This is a genomic window from Ketobacter sp. MCCC 1A13808, assembly GCF_009746715.1.
GTDB lineage: Bacteria > Pseudomonadota > Gammaproteobacteria > Pseudomonadales > Ketobacteraceae > Ketobacter.
On record NZ_VRKW01000011.1, the window covers coordinates 30025 to 46544 of the forward strand.

General features: G+C 41.4%; 16 protein-coding genes. 15 read left to right on the forward strand and 1 reads right to left on the reverse strand.

What is annotated here, in order from left to right:
* Positions 1 to 28 precede the first annotated feature (28 nt).
* From FT643_RS17465 to FT643_RS17530, 14 genes are all read left to right on the forward strand, one after another.
* Positions 29 to 1189, forward strand: coding sequence for a polysaccharide export protein (locus FT643_RS17465; protein ID WP_198043649.1), 1161 nt, complete (start codon positions 29 to 31; stop codon positions 1187 to 1189).
* 371 nt (positions 1190 to 1560) lie between these two features.
* Positions 1561 to 1746: a transposase gene (locus tag FT643_RS17470; protein WP_156872712.1), complete on the forward strand. Its 186-nt coding sequence runs from the start codon at positions 1561 to 1563 to the stop codon at positions 1744 to 1746.
* Between the two features lie 1353 nt (positions 1747 to 3099).
* Positions 3100 to 5334, forward strand: a complete 2235-nt coding sequence (locus FT643_RS17475; RefSeq protein ID WP_156872713.1) for a polysaccharide biosynthesis tyrosine autokinase — start codon at positions 3100 to 3102, stop codon at positions 5332 to 5334.
* An 83-nt stretch (positions 5335 to 5417) separates the two neighbouring features.
* Positions 5418 to 5597 (forward strand): transposase family protein, encoded by a 180-nt coding sequence (locus FT643_RS24085; protein WP_156872714.1) that lies wholly within the window; start codon positions 5418 to 5420, stop codon positions 5595 to 5597.
* Positions 5598 to 6078: 481 nt separating this feature from the next.
* Positions 6079 to 6330, forward strand: a complete 252-nt coding sequence (locus FT643_RS17485) for a transposase family protein (protein ID WP_156872715.1) — start codon at positions 6079 to 6081, stop codon at positions 6328 to 6330.
* Positions 6331 to 6333: 3 nt separating this feature from the next.
* Complete coding sequence (locus FT643_RS17490; protein WP_317622058.1) at positions 6334 to 7224, forward strand: ISAs1 family transposase; 891 nt, start codon at positions 6334 to 6336, stop codon at positions 7222 to 7224.
* Between the two features lie 100 nt (positions 7225 to 7324).
* Positions 7325 to 7498 carry an integrase core domain-containing protein gene (locus FT643_RS24090; protein ID WP_156872804.1) on the forward strand — a complete coding sequence of 58 codons (174 nt, stop codon included), beginning with the start codon at positions 7325 to 7327 and terminating at the stop codon, positions 7496 to 7498.
* 58 nt (positions 7499 to 7556) lie between these two features.
* Positions 7557 to 8900: an oligosaccharide flippase family protein gene (locus FT643_RS17500; RefSeq protein WP_198043651.1), complete on the forward strand. Its 1344-nt coding sequence runs from the start codon at positions 7557 to 7559 to the stop codon at positions 8898 to 8900.
* Positions 8901 to 8965: 65 nt separating this feature from the next.
* Positions 8966 to 9865 carry an ISAs1 family transposase gene (locus FT643_RS17505; RefSeq protein WP_156872718.1) on the forward strand — a complete coding sequence of 300 codons (900 nt, stop codon included), beginning with the start codon at positions 8966 to 8968 and terminating at the stop codon, positions 9863 to 9865.
* Between the two features lie 103 nt (positions 9866 to 9968).
* Complete coding sequence (locus FT643_RS17510) at positions 9969 to 10760, forward strand: sulfotransferase domain-containing protein (protein ID WP_156872719.1); 792 nt, start codon at positions 9969 to 9971, stop codon at positions 10758 to 10760.
* A gap of 26 nt (positions 10761 to 10786) precedes the next feature.
* The gene (locus FT643_RS17515) at positions 10787 to 12151 is read left to right on the forward strand and encodes a hypothetical protein (RefSeq protein WP_156872720.1); all 1365 of its coding nucleotides are present in this window, start codon (positions 10787 to 10789) and stop codon (positions 12149 to 12151) included.
* On the forward strand, positions 12126 to 12857 hold the full coding sequence (locus tag FT643_RS17520; protein ID WP_156872721.1) for a hypothetical protein: 732 nt from the start codon (positions 12126 to 12128) through the stop codon (positions 12855 to 12857). The genes FT643_RS17515 and FT643_RS17520 overlap by 26 nt, the downstream gene beginning before the upstream one ends.
* A 35-nt stretch (positions 12858 to 12892) precedes the next feature.
* Positions 12893 to 14047, forward strand: a complete 1155-nt coding sequence (locus FT643_RS17525) for a hypothetical protein (protein ID WP_156872722.1) — start codon at positions 12893 to 12895, stop codon at positions 14045 to 14047.
* 21 nt (positions 14048 to 14068) lie between these two features.
* Positions 14069 to 14938 (forward strand): hypothetical protein, encoded by an 870-nt coding sequence (locus FT643_RS17530; protein ID WP_156872723.1) that lies wholly within the window; start codon positions 14069 to 14071, stop codon positions 14936 to 14938.
* A gap of 766 nt (positions 14939 to 15704) precedes the next feature.
* Here the strand turns inward: FT643_RS17530 and FT643_RS17535 are convergent.
* Positions 15705 to 15881, reverse strand: coding sequence for a hypothetical protein (locus FT643_RS17535; protein WP_156872724.1), 177 nt, complete (start codon positions 15879 to 15881; stop codon positions 15705 to 15707).
* A 161-nt stretch (positions 15882 to 16042) separates the two neighbouring features.
* Here FT643_RS17535 and FT643_RS17540 point away from each other — a divergent pair, with 161 nt between their 5' ends.
* Positions 16043 to 16480, forward strand: a complete 438-nt coding sequence (locus FT643_RS17540) for a low molecular weight protein-tyrosine-phosphatase (protein ID WP_156872725.1) — start codon at positions 16043 to 16045, stop codon at positions 16478 to 16480.
* The last annotated feature ends 40 nt before the right edge of the window (positions 16481 to 16520 follow it).

The window sequence follows — 16520 nt, forward strand, 5'->3', positions numbered from 1 at the left end:
AGCTTAAATTATGTGCCAGGAGCAAAATGTGCGTTTTACAAAATACTGCATACTATTATTCGTTATTTCAACGATATCAGCTTGCACAGTAGTACCTGGTAGCCGCTTGAACAGGAGCCTTTTGTGGTTTAACGAAGCGCCACCAGAGTATGTAAAAGCGAGTACCGAAATAGAATATATAGATATTAACTCCACCTATTTGAGCCCACCTGTTACGAGGAAAGATCCGAAGCAAGCAAGCTCGGGCTGGAATAAACCAACGATCTCAACTACGGCCCTCCAACGAATAAAATCTAACTATCAATATCAAATCGGAACAGGGGATGTATTGACGATAGTGGTCTGGGAGCACCCAGAACTGACAATACCTGCTGGCGCATTTCGATCTGCGGAAGAGTCTGGAACGGTGGTTAAAGCTGATGGAACAATATTTTACCCTTATGCAGGAGAGTTATACGTAGAAGGCCTGACGACAGCCAAGATTAGTGATCTTATTGCTAGCAGATTAGCATCGGTTGTGAAGAATCCACAGATAGATGTGCGAGTTGCGGGCTTCAATAGTAAAAAGGCGCTCGTGTCTGGGGCTGTTCTCCAACCAGGAACAGAAGCAATCACTAATATACCGATAACACTTATTGAAGCTATTGAGCAGCATGGAGGCTTAACAGAAGATGCCGACTGGGAAACGGTTTCATTTACCAGAAACAACATAACAAAACATATATCTTTACGGTCCATATATGAAGAAGGTGAGTCACGTCAAAATATACTCTTGAGAGACGGAGATGTCATTCATATTCCCAGAAATGATCGAATGAAGATATTTGTTTTAGGGGAAGTAAATCGCCCACGGTCCGTTTTTTTGTCCCGTTCAGGCACCACCCTTGCTGAAGCGTTGTCAGAAGCAAACGGAATCAACGAAGCCAAAGCGGATGGACACGGTGTTTATGTGTTAAGAAATGTGAATGTTGAATATGATAAAGATGGGAATCCAGTATATAAAGCTAAAGTATTTCACCTTGACGCCTCCTCTGCTATTGGATTTGTACTAGCAGATAAATTTCGCCTGAAGCCTCGCGATGTGGTATATGTATCCCCAGCGCCGATAACGTTATGGAATCGATTTATTAGTCAATTATTGCCGACTATTATTGCAGCTGACGGAATTAATGACCTACAAGAAAATTGAGCTACAGCGATTTTATAAATGATTAGTTTCCATAAACAGGCAAATTTTCTTTTACCAATCAAGCTAAGTATGAATTCATCAAACGATAAATTACGCAGTCCATATGAAGGTGATGAATTAGGGAACCTCTAATTGAGTGGAATGGTATGGCATAATACAGCCAAGAGCACGAATGGTGAATCGCTTGGGCCAATTAAGGTGCTTAAAAGCAGAATACAGTAACAAAAAGCGGAAGTTCCGTCGGGGAAAATTTCTGGAACAGATGGAAGAATTGATTCCTTGGAAACGACTGGAAAGCAAGATCAAGAAATACTATCACAAGCCAGATAACGGTTGCCTTCCCTACGAGTTTTCCATAATACTTCTCTTTAATGTGTGCACCTATTCTAAATTTGAGCGATCGGGCAATGGAAGATTCACTCTATGAATTTGAATCCATGCGTCGTTTTGCCGGACTGGGTATTACCAGACCGATTCCGGAAGAAACCATCATTTTTAAATTTAGTCATTCGCTTGAAAGGCATGGACGTCAAAAACCTTTTGAAGGAGGCGAATAAGTATCTTGGAAGCAAAGGACTCATGCAGAGAGAAGGCACCATAGTGAATGCAACCATATCCCGTGTACCCTCATCGGCAAAAGATGGCGGTCAGGGCCAAAGCATGAAAAGCACAACATTCATCCAATCCGTTGAGTGAATATTATCCATTTTGAAAAGAGGCAACATCTCAAGAATTAACCGATTTTCTTAACGTGATAGCAGTGTTTCATTAGCTTCCTTTTGACAGAAACAAGGAAATTCGATGAACAAGAAGTCGTGCATGGAGCACTTAAGAACATTGGAAGATCCTAGCTAAAAATGGAAAGTAGTACACCAACTGTTCGACATTATTTTACTTACGGTAAGCGATACAGGATTCCATTGTATTAAGGTTGGACTGGTTAAGGCAATACAGGAATTCTTCAAATGGAGTTTCATTCCAATTTACCATTGCTCGGGTAATTGGGCGTATTGATCCAGTGCAGTTCCAACTGAACTTTTGTCACTATTAGACTTATCGGGGTATTTAGTTACCTTGGACGTAATGGGCTGTCTAACGATGGTGGCGGATCACTTGTGACGGTCAAAGGCAATCAGGGCAGTTATAAATTACGTTTAAAGAAAGGCTCAGTTTCACTGAGATTCAGAAAATGGACTCTGACAAACTAGAATTCTATGAGACGGTGGAAACTGGACGAGGCCCAAAGGAAACACGACAATATTTGCTGTTTGAACCGTTCGAAGAATTTGTTGATTTAAGTTTTGAGTGGCCGAAACTTAAGAAGCAGGGAGTGGTGATATTATCACGAGGTAAGTGAGCAGAAGAGTCGACGAATTAAAGCATTCCCTTTTACATAACGTCCGTGAATTTAGCGGTACAGGAATCTGGAGAAGCGGTGTGCTCGCGCAGGCCGATGAAAATAAGCTGTACTGGATGTCTGAAGTGGGGATGAGAGAAGTCACTTGTTAAGTGTGCCAAGATAACGCAGCAGAAAACCTTTCGGGCTCGCTCAGAATCGCATTTAATTTACTAAAGCGCGAGACAACGAAAAAGGCGAGTCTGCAGAGGAAGCAAAAAATGCCAGCAATGAATCCAGACTTCGTGTCAAAAGTGCTTGAAGCATATTGAGTTTTAATGCTTTAGCCCTTGAATAACGGTTACGCTCCGTAATAGCAGACAGATTTCAATCTAAGCCGCGAGATGTAGTTTATGTATCACGGACCTCAATTACCCTATGGAATCGATTTATCAGTCAGCTTCTATCGACCTAATTAGCGAGTGATCGGATAAATGATTCCAGGCAGGCTTATTAGCTAACTCCTAAAATTAGCGCTGATATACCATTTAACAAAAACACTTTATGGCTAATTATGAATTTAGACTCACGTATGGTAAGTGAAAATAACAGTAACGAAATGCATAATTTTTTAAGCATCATATCTACGTTGCTTGAACATAAATATTTCATCGTGATAATAACCTCGTTGTTTGCGATTCTTGGACTTTTCTTTGCGTTGGCATCGCAACCAATATATCAAGCTAGTGCGGTTCTTCAGGTGGAAGAAAAAACCGGTGGATTACCGGGAATGAGTGAAATTAGCGAGGTATTCGGTGTTGAATCAAACGCCTCAACTGAGATTGAACTATTAAAAAGTCGTAAAGTAATCGGTGTCGCTGTAGATAAGGAAATGCTGGATTTAGTTATTGAACCAAACTACTTCCCATTGATTGGCGATATCCTGCAGCGAAAAAAAATTAACTTGGACTCAATCCCATTATTAAATCAATTAGATTTAACCCAATATGTTAGACTCGGCGAATTTATCACTATCGAGAAATTTTCCATACCAGATAACAACTACGAAGAACCGTATGAGGTTCACATATTTAATAAAAATCAGTTTAAGTTATATTCTCCAGATGGCAATCTAATTCTGACCGGCGAGAACAACAAGCGATATGAGAAATCTGGACTCGAAATTGAAATTGGTGAGATTAATGCTCTACCTGGTCGGGTATTTTTTCTAGAAAAATTTCGACGTTTTAACAGTATAAAGAATTATCAGGATGCTTTAGCGATTAGAGAAAAAGGAATAGATACCGGGATAATTGTTCTTTCCATAGAAGATGAGCTTCCCGACAGAGCTGAAAGGATTCTTGATCTCATTACTCGAGCGTATGTCAACCAAAATGTGGAGCGCCAATCTGCTGAAGCAGCCAAGAGTCTGCAGTTCCTCGATCAGCAGCTACCTGCAGTTAAAGAAGACCTTGAAAATGCAGAAAGTGCTTTCAACAAATATCAAGTTAAAGCCGGGTCCGTAGATATTACTGTTGAAGCTGAATCGCTCCTCAATCAGGTCGTAGATATAGAATCAAATATTTCATCGCTAAAACTAGAAAAGGCGGAGCTCGATAGAAAGTACACGACGGATCACCCGGTTTATAAATCATGGTTGGAACAGCTTACTGCATTGGTAACGCGTAAAAATGAATTACACGAGCGTGTAAAATCATTACCTCGTACCCAGCAAGAAATAATCGGTTTAAAACGTGATGTAGCGGTAAGCACTGAGATCTATACTCAGATGCTCGCCAACATTCAGGAGTTAGATATTGTCAGAGCAGGATCTGTCGGAAATGTTCGAGTAATTGACGATGCTGCTGCGGATATCGATAATCCCGTTCGCCCACAGAAAAAACTCATCGTTCTAGGAGCCATTCTTCTGGGTTTTTCATTTTCGGTGATTGCTATACTGGTCCGAAAATTCATCAATCCAGGCATTAAAAACCCCGAAGAACTCGAAAGTATTGGGTTACCCATATATGCGTCGATACCACTGTCTCTTGCACAGGACAAGATGAAAAACGTAAAACTTAGCCGTGGGTCTAAAGGTAAAGATTCCAGAAAAACTGCGCGACGAACTACGTTGCTTGCAGAGGATGATCCGACTGATACTTCGATCGAATGCTTGAGAAGCTTACGGACTAGCCTTCACTTTGCGATGTTGGATTCGAAAAATAATATAATTATGATTGGTGGTGCTACACCAATGGTTGGGAAGTCGTTCGTTTCTGCTAACTTAGCTGCCGTTATTGCTCAATCAGGTCAGAAATTGCTGCTAATTGATGCTGATATGAGACGTGGATATTTACATACTATGTTTGGTCATGAGGCTAAAGGTGGTTTGTCAGACTTGTTGATAGACAGAATGGATCTGGACAAGACAATTAAACAAACCGGTATCCCCAATTTAATGTTTCTATCGCGAGGTGAAATACCGCCTAACCCCTCTGAGCTATTAATGGACAAGCGTTTCACTGAATTAATGGACGTCGTGCGTAAGCAATTTGATTATGTCATCATCGATACTCCTCCCATTCTCGCAGTAACTGATGCGTCTATTATCAGTCGCCAATGTGGTGTTTGTTTGTTGGTCGTTAGGCACGAATTAAGTACACTCAAAGAGGTGTATTTAGCCAAAAAACGTTTCGAACTGAGCGGCACCCCCATTAAGGGCTCTGTTTTGAACGGTATTAGAAAATCTAGCTCAAAGTATGGTTATAGTTACGGATACTACGATTATGAATATAAGAATAAAGCGTAAATAATTTTGTGATTTTGCTGGCATCAAGAGCAAAACTGTGGCTTTTGAAAGCCGATCTTCCTACCAAGATCAGGCAAGTTTCCATGAGTTACAAAAAATTGATAGAGTATTTTTCTATTATTCGAGATTACCGACAATCCGGCAAAGTTGATCCGAAGTTAACCGGCATAGTCCTGTTAGTCGTATATGCCGTGATCTGTGGAACCGCAGACTGGGGGGATATATCAGACTTTGAACGGGGTAGATTAGAGAGCCTAATATGATACGGTGACTTCGAAAATGGTATTCCCGGTGATGATACCATTGCTAGAGTTATGGATCGTTTGAGTCCGTGAAAAGCTCAGAAATGCGTCTCGGTGTGGATGTATAGTTGTCACGATCAGACCGGCGGACAAGTCATAGCCATTGATGGAAGAGCTTTGCTAGGGTTGTACAATAAATCCAAGCAAGAAAGAGGCGTACACATAGTAAGCGCCTTCTGTGTAGGTAACCGTGTCGTGCTTGCTAAAAGACAAACATCTTAAAAATTCAATGAGATTACTACGGTCCCAGAGTTGTTGGATTTACTTGAAATCAAAGGGTACCTATTAATGATCGATGCTATGGTCAGGGCGAAAATATGAAAAGCTCACTAATTAAGCAAGAAATGTTAAGTTTAAGATTAAAAAGCAGTCAGTCGATTTAAACCCATAAATTGATAGAAAAAGAGCCTGGATTCGTGGATTCTTGTCATCGGAAATTTAAATGACAAAGAGTAAGATGTCTCACTCATCCATGTTGGAGCATTTCAAAACGGTGGAAGACCCCCGGCGAGCTTGGAAAATTGAACACCCATTATTTGATATAATTTTATTAACAGTGAGTGCTGTTATCGGAGGTGCGGAGACCTGGGAAGAGATTCAGGATTTCGGAGAACTCCGACTCGAATGGTTGAAACAATACGGTAATTTCACCAATGGGGTACCGACTCAATTTACAATCGCGCGAGTGATCTGAAGAATTGATCCCGACCAATTTCAACTGAGCTTTGTTTCCTGGACGAAAAGCTTTGAATCGTTAACGAATGGAAGAGTAATCTCAGTTGATGGGAAGACAGTGAAAGGGTCCTACGGAAAGCGAAATGACCGGAAAGCCATTCACATGGTCAGTGCTTTTTGTAGCAAGAACAATCAGGTTCTTGGTCAAATAAAAACACCTGATAAATCCATCGAAATCACTGCAATTCCTGAGCTTTTGGACATTTTGGATCTGAGTGGTTGCTTGGTTACGATTGATGCCATGGGCTGCCAAACGAAAATTGCTGCAAAGGTTTTGGAAAAAGAAGCGGACTACATATTAGCAGTTAAAGGCAACCAAGATCGGCTACACGATGCCTTCGAGAGCCGTCTGAGTTTACGAGAGATTCAAAAAATGAACACGGATGAATTGGATTTCTATGAGACGACCCAGGTGGGTCATGGAAGAAAGGAAGTAAGACAGTACTTATTGTTTGATCCTTTTGAAGAGTTCGTTGATTTACAATTTGAATGGCCAGGTTTAAAGAAACTTGGAGTCGTTATTTCGACGCGAGGTAACAAGTCGGAAGAGCATACAAACCTGAGCATTCGGTATTACAGTACACCAGCGAAATTAAAAGTAGCGGAATTTGGAGACGCGGTTCGTTCGCACTGGGGCATAAAGAACCAATTGCATTGGATGCTGGGTGCGGGAATGAACGAAGATGCCTGTCAGGTGTATCGGGACAATGCGGCGGAAAACCAATCAGGGGCTCGGCGAATCGCGTTAAATTTGCTCAAGCGGGAGACTTCTAAGAAGGTGAGTTTACAGCGAAATCAAAAAATGGCTGCAATGATCCCAGAATATATGTCACAACTACTTGAAGGGTATTGAGTTTTTCATGCTTTCGCCCTGGGCATGCATAGTCGAATAGCGAACCGGTAGTGAGCAGTGACAATGCCTACTCTGAGTAGCTGTTCATGCCATTGAAGCTCTGCCCGGTTGTCCTGTCAACGGATTCAAAACTTTTGAACAGGCTAGGGAATGGAAGCAACAGTTCGTTGACTGGTACAACAAAGAGCATCGCCATAGTGGCATAAACTATGTGGCGCTGGAACAGCGCACAACCGACAGACAATTGATGTTCTGGCGGATCACAAAGCTGTGATAGGGCGTTTAAATCTTAGCACCCGGAAGGATGGTCGGGTGATATTCGAAACTTTAGCTTGCCGGAATCAGTGTCACTGCGTCCGGAAAAGGCAGGAAATTGTGAAAGAGCTGAGTACTTTTATGCGACAACAATGTTGAAAGGCACCGGACTTCTCCAGGTAATAATTAGAGTATTGTTGAGTGGCGTAATGGCGAGAATAGCTCAGTTTCTTGCTGCAGCTGTAATTGCTCGTCAAATTGATCCCGAAGGATATGGAACCTATATATACTGCATGGGTACAGCTCTTCTGCTGGCCCAAGTCACCTCGTTGGGATGGCATCCACTTTCAACCATAAAAATACCGGAACTACGTGTTAAGCGGAATCATGGAGCGTTAGCGGGTTTTCTCTTTGCCTCGAATTGGGTCACTGCAATTAGCGCGTTAACGTTCGTTATTATAGCAATTCTTGTCTCTATCTTGGATATAATTTCAGAGAATTTAAGAATACCTTTTATTATCGCATCTGTGTTAGCAGTGCCGATGAGTGCGCTGCTAATGAAAAAGCACCAGTTGATTGGATTTAAAAAGGCAGCTCTTGGCATTTTTTTCGCAGAAACCCTGATACCAGGAATGACTCTTTTCTATGCCCTTTTTGTAGGATATAAAAATTTTGATGAAGCAATCGCAGTTTTATCTATCGCAACGATCTTATGTGCCGCATTGGTGATTCGCGTAGTAAGACAAATATTTCGAGAGTGGATTTCAAATGAAAAAATGGTAACCGACTATAAAGGATGGATTCTGAGCGGATTACCACTTTTTATAGGAACTTCCTCAAAGTTAATAATGGCTCGTATGGATGTTCTCATGTTAGCTCCGTTATCAACTTTTGGAGAAACAGGTTTATTTGGGGCCGCATTTCGACTTACCTATTTAATGACATTTCCTCAGGCAGTTTTGTTATCTGTAGTGACTCCGTTGATGAGTGAGTGCTTCTCAAACAAAAAAAATGCTGAGGGTATAAAGTATTTTTATATGAGCTTTCTCTTCTCAATTATCACGGCGATCCCATGCGCTGCTTTATTGATTGGTTACGACGTTGAGATTCTTAACTTTGTATATGGTGAAAAATATATTCTCGCCAAAGAAACTCTTGCATTATTAGCTATCGCCCAAGTGATAGGCGCGTTATCAATACCTCTGAGCTGTCTATTAATGACAGCTGGTCGTTCAAATTCTTACGGAGTCGTTGGTTTTATCGGGTTGGTGTTGAATATTACATTGAACTTTAGCTTGATCCCTTCCATGGCAGGGTCTGGAGCAGCAATATCGTCTATTTTGTCTAATTCAACCATTCTAATGTTTCAATCGTATTTGGCATTCCGGTTGATCAAATCCTATAAAATAGCACGCAGCTAGGCAGTTAGTCGTTTTAAACCGATCTTCCTCACAAGATCAGGCGGCCACAGAATGGGACACAATAGTTGGACGGGTCGTTTAAGTCCAAAAAGGTTCATGTATGTTTCGCAGCATGGATAGGATGTTATCAACCTATCGACGGTAAGGTTATTCCAATCGATGGAAAGGCGGTGCGAGGTTCGTACAATAAATCGAAACGTAAATGTGAAATACAAATGGTCAGCGCCTTTTGCGTTGAAAGTAGTGTGGTGCTTGCGCTGAGACAAACATCAGAAAAATCTAACGAGATTACTGCGATCGCTGAGCTTTTGGACATTTTGGATCTGAGTGGTTGCTTGGTTACGATTGATGCCATGGGCTGCCGAACGAAAATTGCTGCAAAGGTTTTGGAAAAAGAAGCGGACTACATATTAGCAGTTAAAGGCAACCAAGGTCGGCTACACAATGCCTTCGAGAGCCGTCTGAGTTTACGAGAGATTCAAAAAATGAACACGGATGAATTGGATTTCTATGAGACTACCCAGGTGGGTCATGGAAGAAAGGAAGTAAGACAGTACTTATTGTTTGATCCTTTTGAAGAGTTCGTTGATTTAGAATTTGAATGGCCAGGTTTAAAGAAACTTGGAGTCGTTATTTCGACGCGAGGTAACAAGTCGGAAGAGCATGCAAACCTGAGCATTCGGTATTACAGTACACCAGCGAAATTAAAAGTAGCGGAATTTGGAGACGCGGTTCGTTCGCACTGGGGCATAAAGAACCAATTGCATTGGATGCTGGGTGCGGGAATGAACGAAGATGCCTGTCAGGTGTATCGGGACAATGCGGCGGAAAACCAATCAGGGGCTCGGCGAATCGCGTTAAATTTGCTCAAGCGGGAGACTTCTAAGAAGGTGAGTTTACAGCGAAATCAAAAAATGGCTGCAATGAACCCAGAATATATGTCACAAGTGCTTGAAGGGTATTGAGTTTTTCATGCTTTTGCCCTGAGTTAGTTGCCAGTTTATTGCGGGGCAAATTAACCAAAAATATACGTTAAGCTGCACTCAATAGCTAAAAAAGAGATTTAAGATGTCATCAAATTTCATACAAAATAAGCTTTATAGAAACTCCGCAATCGCTTTTCTGAAGTTTTACTCAAGAATTCTAATTTGGCGTACAGGGGAGCGTGTTTTTATAAATTCTATACCAAAAGCCGGTACCCACCTCCTAACCTCGATTATTGAAGAAATGCCAGGGATGATGAATTCTCGAATTCACTTGAACGTGGAGGATGTCAGCGAGTATAAACATTCTGAACTAGCCTTGACGAATTTCACTTTAAGTAAAAGGAAGCTAGCTTCAATATTGGATAGAGTTAATGGAGGGCAATTTATTACTGCTCATTTACCTTGGAGCGAAGATCTTGAGCGAATGCTTAAGGAAAGAAACTTTAAAATTTTAAACTTAGATAGAAATAGTGAAGCGATCCTATTATCACGCTTGCATTATATAATGGAGCTGAAGCGGCATCATTTGCATCACCAGCTTAAAGGGCAATATCCAGATTTTGAGGCACGCGTAAATGCGTTGAGAGCTGGTTTTCCACCTTCTAGATTGGGTCCTGGTACTGAGTCCTTTGACTATATCTTGGATGCATTTAAAAACTGGAAAGGTCGGACGGAGGTGTTGAACCTGACTTTTGAGGAGCTGGTTGGAGAAAAGGGTGGAGGGGATCAACGGTCCCGATTAGATGCGATTGACCGTATTATGACTTTCTTGAATATTCGGAGTGATATGGCTCTGATACAGAAAGTTCATGTATCAAGCCAGGACAAAAAGACTGCTACCCTAAGAGCAGGAAGGATAAACACAACAAGCTAATGGCTAGTCCAAGAAAGGATGGTTAGATGGTTATTCACCATATACTGATTATGGGAAATGTCCTGTGCTATTTGGCGATTGTGCTGATAATCCGGTCCTCGGTGTATGGTTATCTCGCTAAGTCTGCGCTGAATCCAGTGTTTGTGCTTGCCACTTTCAGTATGATTAATGCCATACTATTTTATGCGAATTTTGATATTGATTGGGTACAACACCCCAGGATAACGTTTTACACCAATCTTAGTGATAGAGCAGCAGCGTTCTCGATTTTTACCGCTTATAACGTTGCGTTAACAGCGGGTGTCGCATTTGACTATTTTTTGAAAAGAAAAAACTGCTGCAAACCAGTGGAAATGAAAGAGCCATGCCTCAGATCTGAAGCGAGCGCCGCTACTTTACTTTTCTTTGGTACATGTATCGTTGCGCTTCTATACGTATATAGTCAGTTTGGCATATTGAGCGTAAATTTAATCCAAAAGATTACGTCAGATCGATTCAATATACTAGGGAGTGCAATCTTTTTTGTATACTTGACGATGGTATTGCGGGTATTTTTCTTATTATATTGTTATCACCAGAAATTCTATGCGCCTAAATTCTACATTGCTCTCTTTCTAATGATATTTCTGATGATAATGACCGGGGTGAGGCTAAATCTATTTGCAGTATTGATAGCTATTGGATTAATACTCACTTATCGCGGTAGAAAATTCCACTATCTATTACTCATGTTAGCGTTCCCTTTAGTTGGTACTCTATCTATGTTCCTTAGATTCTTTATGAGGGCACACACTCATATGAATAGTATGTCTGAATTGATTCAGAATGAAGGTGGTTGGTCGGAGATATTTCTCAATCCATTGGAACTTCACTATTACCAAACGCTAACGTCTATAATTACTTTCGATTTGAGTAAGAGGATCACTCGCTACCCGGGAGAGGAGGTATGGGTCGCACTTACTTTGCCGATACCGCGAAGTATTTTCCCATTGAAAGGGGAATCGGCAAGTTCAGTTTACTCGGAGGTAATTAATCCTATTGCTTGGGTGAGCGCGAAAAGTCAAGCTACATTGGGCGTTTTTGGTGTCACTTTATTAGAGATGGGAGTTGTTTTGGGAATGGTCTTCATTTTCTTGACTGGAATTGCATATTCACGTCTTACGCTAATAAATGCGAATAATAGAGGTATTATCCCGCTTATAACTATTTTTAGTTTGCTAGTGGGGACTGTAATTTATCATCGGTCGGGGATAACTCAATTCGGGCAACTGGTTTGGCCTGCGTTATTCGCGGCGGTAGTGTATAAATGGTTAGCATTCTTGATATCAAAAACGAAGAGGAATTGCCGAGGATGGGGATTGGATAATGAATCTTGTACAATCAAAGAATAGATTTCTACGCACGATTAGAACATTTATCTCAGTATACCCTAGTATTTATCTCCCTATCTCTAGAGTTAAAAAAGGCGGTTGGTTAGTTTCTAAAGACACCAAGATCGTTATAGAAGGATTTCCCAGGTCAGGTAATTCATATGCAGAAGCAGCATTCAGGTTCTCCCAAAAATCAGATCTAAAAATAGCTCATCATTGTCATTCCGCAGCGCAATTGATGGCTGCAAAGAGGTGGCGAATTCCCGCGTTGGTTATTATCCGCAATCCGCTCGATGCATGTTCATCACTAATCATGCATGAGCCAGAATTATTCACAGCTAAAAACGCTTTGAAAGAGTATATTACTTTTCATGAAGCAATAATGAGGGTACACGATTGGTGTGTGGTCGCTAGTTTCGAGATGGTAATAGAAGATTTTGGCGAGGTAGTTAGAAAGGTCAATATTAAGTATGGCAGTGACTTTGAGGAATTTGAGAAAACTGATTCCGAAGAAGCCTTCTCCCTCCTAGATTCATTAAGTTCGGAGAGGGGGACAGCTTCATTCAAAGGAGAGCCTTACAGCATCAAGCGATCCACGGCTGAAAAAAGAGAAAGACAGTTAGCTAAACAGGAACTCAGGGCAGAGATCACCAAAAATCACAATAAACGCCTTTTAGATCGGGCGGAAAGCATATATCAAGATTTATACCGAATTAAGGACATTTAAGTTCTTATTTATTAATGTTGTTGGGGGGGGGGTGCTTGAAAATTAAACAGGTTTTTGCCGTAATCATCGTCGCGTTGGCGTATGCTAATGCTTACCCAGCTATACAAGAAGATAGAAAGTCGAAAGATAATATAGATTTGAGTTCGACGCTCTCTTCCAACAAAGAGTGGTTACGTAGTGGTTGGGGTGTAAGGGTAGTCATTCCATCTGCATCGACCAAAAACGTACAGGATTTCGATGTAAAGTTATTAACCGATCAACTTAGTTCCCTGAAAACTGCTTCATGGGTCATGCTTAATATAACAGAAGGAGCCATGGGGTCATTCTTTACATCTCCAAACAAACATCTTAAGTCTATTTCAGAGCTTATGGTGCCTGAGCGAGATCTCTTTGGTGAAGCAGTTGAACTTTTGCGCGATCGTGGATTTCGCATATTGGTCTATTTCGCAGCACAGGGACCCGGATCAAAAAGAGACGAAAATATTCGGCCGAAAAGTGACATGCACCGCCTTAAAGTGAATAAAATCGATGCAATACGTGTTTCTTGGCAAGCGTTACTTCTAAAAGAAGATCTTAGCCATGATCAAGCCGTTGCTTTATATGCGATTGAGCCATACGCAATGAGATATGCGAATAAGATTGATGGCTGGTGGTTTGATCATGGAAATTGGGCTAATCCATATTTATTTCATGAGGCGATTGAAAAAGGAAATTCGGCGGCTCTATTTGCCTGGAACGATAGCGATAATCGAAGTAGTAGAGTTGCAGGTTTTCAAGGCAAACGCGCGCTTTTTGGATGGAAATTGGGTCGATCAAATCAATACGAGTCCTACACTAACGGTCACATTACTCCTACAAGATTAAAACTCCCTTGGTGGGATGGAAATGAAGTGATCATTGAGCAAATAGAGCGCTCCAAGTACATTGACGGGCTAATTCCCCACATATTCCTCCCGATTCAAGCGGGTTGGCGAGCTGGCGACGCAGGATTTCCTCAAAAACAGCTTATTGATTGGACTGAACGTGTTATTACTTCAGGTGGTGGAATCACTTTAGCTGTTGCATTGAGGAAGCCTGAGTTTAAGTATTCTGAACTCGAGTCAAAGCAGTACGATCAACTCAAACAGCTGGATTCATACCTAATAAAAAAATATCCGGATTTAATTCGAAGTAACCGTAAAATGAATTGATTTAATTAGTTTGGAGAAACCGTGGCGAATATTCTAATTTGCGGAGTCGTGAGAGATTGTGAACGTCATATTTCTAACGATATTGATTTACTATCAAATGCATTCTCGCCAGAAGATACCCTGCATTGGCTATTCATTGAATCTGATAGCAGCGACAACACAATTGAGGAATTAGAGCGACTAAAAAATTATTACCAGAACTTCATTTTCTATTCTTTAGGGAATCTTAGGGGTGACATCTCGTCGCGGACGCAACGAATTGCTCGCTGCAGGAATCATTATCTGGACTTGATACGTAGTGGCGATTACCAGGACTATAACTTTAAATACATAGTCATAGCCGATTTCGACGGAATAAATAATAGGATAACAAAAGCAGCGATTACAAGTTGTGAAAATCGAAGTGATTGGGATGTTTGTACGGCAAACCAAAGCAATCGCTACTATGATATTTGGGCGCTACGCCATCCTGCCTGGTCGCCAATGGATTGTCATGAGCAGTTTAAATCCCTCCAAAAAATTGGCTATAGGCCTTACAAGGCCTATTATTTGGCGATTGCCTCGAAGATGACAAAAATTAGTAAAGAGAGTGAATGGATTCAAGTTGAGTCAGCTTTTAGTGGATTTGCTTTGTATAAACCCCACACTTTAATGAATGCAAGCTATGAAGGGGTAACGGAACAAGGGGAGGACCTATGCGAGCATGTTGCGTTGCACTCAAAAATCACTGCTAGTGGTTATAAAATATATATTAATCCACAGCTTATTACGGGAACTGGAAATGAACATAGTAGGAGTACATTTATAAAGCTTTTGTTATTGCTTATATTTGGGGGCGGCGGTTTTGATTGGATCAAAGGAAAAGCTAGAGACCTAGGCTTTAAGTTCTAAATATCGCCTTAACGATGGCTTGTATGCCGCAGAGAAGGTGACCTATGACCAAGCTTAAAAAAATTCCAAATTTTAAATCAGAGAAAGAGGCATGAAAGTTGTTTCTTCGCAAGGGCTTCAGAGAGGTAGCCATCATTGCGTGCCGCTATCTTTTGCTTACTCGTTATGTCCGCCTTAAATGTGTTTTCACTTTAGAAAGTAGGGAAAGATCATGGCAGTAAGACAGTACTTCTTTTTGATCCTTTTGAAGAGTTCGTTGATTTGGAATTTGAATAGCCTGGTATAAAGAAAGTTGGAGTGGTTATTTCAACGCGAGGTAACAAGTCGGAAGAGTATGCAAACCTGAGCATTCGGTATTACAGTACACCAGCGAAATTAAAAGTAGCGGAATTTGGAGACGCGGTTCGTTCGCACTGGGGCATAAAGAACTAATTGCATTGGATGCTGGGTGCGGGAATGAACGAAGATGCCTGTCAGGTGTATCGGGACAATGCGGCGGAAAACCTATCAGGGGCTCGGCGCATCGCGTTAAATTTGCTCAAGCGGGAGACTTCTAAAAAGGCTAGTTAGCAGCGAAAGCAAAAAATGGCTGTAATGAACCCAGAATATATGTCACAAGTGCTTGAAGGGTATCGAGTTTTTCATGCTTTCGCTCTAACTTCTGTGTGGTTTTCGGAGAGCGAGTACAGATACAGAGGCTAAAGCTAAAGCCAGTAAACGAATAGGTGATTAGCTGGATCCACACATCGATACAAATTAGTAGAAGCTAATCAGTGCCCGTCGTTGTTGTAGTTGTGGTGGTTGTAGTAGTACCAGTGCCAGTAATTGTGCCGGCGCTGCCAGTATCCAAAGTCGTATCAACTGAATCGGCAGCAAAGGCTGCTGAAGAAAAGGCCAGTAAAAGAAGACCGATTTTAGATAGATTTACAAATAAAGATTTCATGTGGTTTTCCTCTGTGTGCTGCATTGATAACGGTCAATAATCAATCTTCAGCTATTCGACCAGAGAGTAGCGAAGTCCCAGAAAAAACTATAACATCGCGGATGCTCAATGCAAGAGATTACCTCGAATAAATCCCTTTCTTCATTATTGAAGTCAATAGCATGTTTAATGAAATCCTGATTGTGTGTATCGGCAACATTTGCCGAAGTCCCACTGGTGAGTACCTTTTCAAGCAAAAACTGACTAATAAACCGAATGTGAAAGTGCATTCGGCTGGGGTCGGTGCTTTGGTAGACCACCCAATCGACGAAACGGCGGGCCAGCTACTGTTGGAAAATGGGATTGATGCTGGCGACCATAAGGCCCGACAGCTCAGCACTCAGATGTTGGTGGATGCGGATCTCATTTTGACTATGGATAGTTCGCTGATAAAGAGCATCAATAGTCTGGCACCCCAAGTGAGCGGAAAAATATTTTTGTTGAGTAAGTGGTCAAGTGGGGCTGCGATCGGTGACCCCTACCGGAAGAGCCGGGAAGCATTTGAACACGTGTATAAAAAGATAGATTCTTTTACGAATGATTGGCTGAAATATTTGTGAAATCAGCTTTTATATTCGAATGAAGTAGAAGTATTTAAAA

Coding starts and splice junctions, on each gene's coding strand:
- FT643_RS17470 (WP_156872712.1), top strand. CDS start 1,561: ATGTGTGCACCTATTCTAAATTTGAGCGATCGGGCAATGGAAGATTCA.
- FT643_RS17475 (WP_156872713.1), top strand. CDS start 3,100: ATGAATTTAGACTCACGTATGGTAAGTGAAAATAACAGTAACGAAATG.
- FT643_RS24085 (WP_156872714.1), top strand. CDS start 5,418: ATGAGTTACAAAAAATTGATAGAGTATTTTTCTATTATTCGAGATTAC.
- FT643_RS17485 (WP_156872715.1), top strand. CDS start 6,079: ATGACAAAGAGTAAGATGTCTCACTCATCCATGTTGGAGCATTTCAAA.
- FT643_RS17510 (WP_156872719.1), top strand. CDS start 9,969: ATGTCATCAAATTTCATACAAAATAAGCTTTATAGAAACTCCGCAATC.
- FT643_RS17515 (WP_156872720.1), top strand. CDS start 10,787: ATGGTTATTCACCATATACTGATTATGGGAAATGTCCTGTGCTATTTG.
- FT643_RS17520 (WP_156872721.1), top strand. CDS start 12,126: ATGAATCTTGTACAATCAAAGAATAGATTTCTACGCACGATTAGAACA.
- FT643_RS17535 (WP_156872724.1), bottom strand. CDS start 15,881: ATGAAATCTTTATTTGTAAATCTATCTAAAATCGGTCTTCTTTTACTG.
- FT643_RS17540 (WP_156872725.1), top strand. CDS start 16,043: ATGTTTAATGAAATCCTGATTGTGTGTATCGGCAACATTTGCCGAAGT.